We start from the raw sequence: 3,448 nt of genomic DNA, 5'->3' as shown, positions 1-3,448 counted from the left end.
ACCGCACGCGCACCGCGGGGTAGAGGTGCTGGGCGTAGTGGCCGATGGCGTGCAGCAGGTGCGTCTTGCCCAGACCCGAGTCGCCGTAGATGAACAGCGGGTTGTAGGCCTTCGCGGGTGCCTCGGCGACCGCGACGGCGGCCGCGTGGGCGAAGCGGTTGGACGCGCCGGGCACGAACGTGTCGAAGGTGTACTTGGGGTTGAGGCGGCCGTTGTCCGCCGGCCGGCCGTGCGCGGCGGGCAGGGGGCGGCCGATCGGGGGGCGCCCGACCGTGTCGCCGTCGCCGAAGACGTCGCCGCGGCCCTCGGACCCGCGCCGGCCCTCCCGGTACGCGTCGCGCCGGTAGGAGTCCGGCTCGGAGCCGCGGAACGGCTCGGTGGTGAAGGGGTCCGCCGGCATCTCGCCGAGGCGGTCGGCCCGGTAGCCGTCCCCGCCGTCGCGCAGCGGGACGCCGTAGGCGGGCGTGCTGGGGTCGGTCGCGGCGGCCGGCGGGGCGGAGTGCACGGCGGCGAGCGCGGGGCCGTCGTCGGGCATCGTGTCGTCGACCGTCACGGCGATCCGGGCCTCGCGGCCGAGGACGCCGACGAGCGCCGCCACCACCTCCGTGCGCGTGCGCGTCTCGAGGAAGTCCTTCGTCAGCTCGTTCGGGACGGCCAGCAGCATCGTCCCGTCGAGGAGGCCCAGGGGGCGGGCGAGACGGACGAAGGCGAGCTGGCGCTGCGTCACGTCCTGGCTGCGCTCGAGCACCTCGACGGCCCGCTGCCACAGTGCCGTGCTCTCGTCCGCCTGTGCCAACGTCCCACCCTCGGTCTCGGTCCGGCGCCCGGCGCGCTGCCGCGCCCCACGCGTTGTCCACACGGTTGTCCACACCTGTGCGGAACTCGCGCGTCGGCGGGTGGGCCGGCCCCGTGGACCGGTTGACCTGCGGCGCGACGGGCTCGTCGTGGCGACGGTGGTGCAGCCTCTGCCGCCGGGCCGGGTCCGTCCGGCGCCCCACGCGGGTCACCCGGCGGCCGCCCGGCCTGGACGACGAGGGACGATCGTATAGGTGCCCGGCGGGTGCGGGGAGACGTTCGTCGTCCGGATGTGCACGGACCCGGCGTGTCCCCCGTGCCCTGCGTGGGCGCGGTGGTATCGCACGCAGGTTTGACCGTCCCGGCGGCCGCGGCGTAACGTGACCCAGCCGTCCTGATGGCTCCTGCTGGCGTGCCCGCGTTCCGGGTGGTGCCGGGTGCGGTCCGGCGACCTCGCGGTCGCCGGCACCCCTGGAGCGGTGAGCTCGGCGGCGCGGACCAGTTCGACCGGCCGGTGGCCGGGCCCCTTCGGAGCAGTGGAGATTCTCGTGAGCAAGCGCACGTTCCAGCCGAACAACCGGCGTCGGGCCAAGACGCACGGCTTCCGCCTGCGCATGCGGACCCGCGCGGGCCGGGCGATCCTCGCGGCGCGCCGCCGCAAGGGCCGCACCGAGCTCTCGGCCTGACCGGACGCCGGTGCTGCCGGCCGCGCACCGGATGCGCCGCTCCGCCGACTTCGAGCAGGCGGTGCGGCGCGGGGTGCGCGGGGCCCGGCAGACGCTGGTGGTCCACCTGACGACGACCGACCACGGGGCCGCGGGCCCGGTGGTCGGTCTCGTCGTGTCCAAGGCCGTCGGCAACGCCGTCGTGCGCAACCGCGTGAAGCGGCGGCTGCGGGCGCTCGTGCGCGCGCGCCTCGACCGGCTGCCGGTGGACGGGCGCCTCGTCGTCCGCGCGCTGCCCCCTGCCGCGGCGGGGTCCTCGGCCGAGCTCGCGCACGACCTGGACGGCGCCCTCGCGACGGCCGTCCGCCGGTCGGGCCACCGGTGAGCGGGGACCGCGCGTGAGCGCCCCCGTGCCCCGGGTGCTCGTGGTGCTGCGCGGGCTGCCCGTGACGCTCCTGGTCCTGCTCGTCCGCGGCTACCAGACGTTCGTCTCGCCCCTGACGCCGCCGACCTGTCGCTACTACCCGTCCTGCTCGCAGTACGCGGTGATCGCGCTGCGGCGGCACGGGCTGGTGCGGGGCGGCTGGCTCGCGGTGCGGCGGGTCGGCCGGTGCCACCCCTGGGCGCCCGGCGGGGTGGACGACGTACCGCCGGCCCGGACGGGAACCGTCGGGCCCCGCGGCTCGTCGTACCCGCAGCGGACGGGACGCCCCACCGGGACGACCGTGCCGGGCGGGGCCGCCCCCTCGGCGGGGCCGTCGCTGCCGCCCGCCTCCGCCGCCTAGACCTCCACCCCCGCCGCGCCGGCGGCGCGCACCCCGCGCCCGGCGCCATCTGACCCACCACGAGGAGCTCCCCGTCATGGACTGGTTCGACAGCCTGCTCTGGCCGATCATGGTCGCGGTGGCCTGGATCATGGTCCAGTTCCACTCGCTCCTCACGGCCGTAGGCCTCGACGAGGCCGGCGGCGCCTCCTGGGTGCTGTCGATCGTCGGCCTGGTGATCGTCATCCGGATCCTGCTGATCCCGCTCTTCTTCAAGCAGATCAAGGCCTCACGCGGCCTCCAGATGCTCTCCCCCGAGCTCCAGGCGATCCAGAAGAAGTACAAGGGCAAGCAGGACCAGGCCTCCCGCGAGGCGATGACCCGCGAGACCATGGAGCTCTACCGCAAGCACGGGACGAACCCGTTCTCCTCGTGCCTGCCGATCCTGGCGCAGTCGCCGATCTTCTTCGCGCTCTTCCGCGTCCTCAACTCCCTGAAGCTGCTGTCCGAGGGCGGGCAGGTCAACGGGCGGGACGGCATCGGGGTCCTCACCCGCGAGCTCGCGTCGCAGGCCGAGGCCGCGACCGTCTTCGGGGCGCCGCTGTCCGGCACCTTCACGCTCGCCGGCGACAACTGGAACACCCGCGTCGTCACGATCGTGCTCATCCTCGCGATGTCCGCGACGACGTTCCTCACCCAGCGCCAGCTCACCATGAAGAACATGCCGCCGTCGGCCCTCACGGGGCCCATGGCACAGCAGCAGAAGATCCTGCTCTACGTGATGCCGCTGATCTTCGCGGTGTCGGGCGTGAACTTCCCGATCGGTGTCCTCGTCTACTGGACGACGACGAACCTGTGGTCGATGGGGCAGCAGTTCTACACGATCCGCCGCATGCCGGCCCCGGGCTCGCAGGCCGAGATGGCGCTCAAGGAGCGTCGCGCGCGGAAGGCCCGGTCGAAGGGCATCGAGCTCGCCGAGCCCGAGGCGCCGGTCGTCGAGGAGAAGCCGCGCGGCCAGCGCCAGCAGCCCAGGCGCAAGGACCGGGGTCGTCCCGCGGGGACGGCCGGCGCCACCGGCACGGGGTCGTCCGCGATGGACGCCTCCGCCCCCGGCACCGGCCGGCCCACCGACGGCACCGCCCCCCGCGCGCCGCGCAGGCCCCGCCCGGAGGGTGCCGCCCCGCGCGAGCCGCGGCCCGACGGCGCCTCCCCGCGCACCCCGCG

At 75.2% G+C, this 3,448-nt stretch carries 5 protein-coding genes; 4 read left to right on the top strand and 1 reads right to left on the bottom strand.

Going from position 1 to position 3,448, the window contains the following annotated elements; genetic code table 11:
• On the bottom strand, positions 1-664 hold a 664-nt coding region (locus tag EJA20_RS19650), incomplete at its 3' end, for a DnaA ATPase domain-containing protein (protein ID WP_420836460.1).
• 679 nt (positions 665-1,343) lie between these two features.
• Here EJA20_RS19650 and rpmH point away from each other — a divergent pair.
• From rpmH to yidC, 4 genes are all read left to right on the top strand, one after another.
• A complete protein-coding gene (gene rpmH / locus EJA20_RS18250) occupies positions 1,344-1,481 on the top strand; it encodes a 50S ribosomal protein L34 (protein ID WP_034225701.1) in 138 nt (45 codons plus the stop codon).
• Between the two features lie 10 nt (positions 1,482-1,491).
• Complete coding sequence (gene rnpA / locus EJA20_RS18245; protein WP_129339924.1) at positions 1,492-1,845, top strand: ribonuclease P protein component; 354 nt, start codon at positions 1,492-1,494, stop codon at positions 1,843-1,845.
• Positions 1,846-1,858: 13 nt separating this feature from the next.
• Positions 1,859-2,245 carry a membrane protein insertion efficiency factor YidD gene (gene yidD, locus EJA20_RS18240; protein WP_420836459.1) on the top strand — a complete coding sequence of 129 codons (387 nt, stop codon included), beginning with the start codon at positions 1,859-1,861 and terminating at the stop codon, positions 2,243-2,245.
• A gap of 76 nt (positions 2,246-2,321) precedes the next feature.
• The coding region (gene yidC / locus EJA20_RS18235; protein ID WP_129339923.1) for a membrane protein insertase YidC at positions 2,322-3,448 on the top strand (1,127 nt) is incomplete at its 3' end.

The organism is Cellulomonas endophytica (assembly GCF_004123805.1).
Classification (GTDB): Bacteria; Actinomycetota; Actinomycetes; order Actinomycetales; family Cellulomonadaceae; genus Cellulomonas; species Cellulomonas endophytica.
This window is presented reverse-complemented; position numbering and strand designations above follow the sequence as displayed.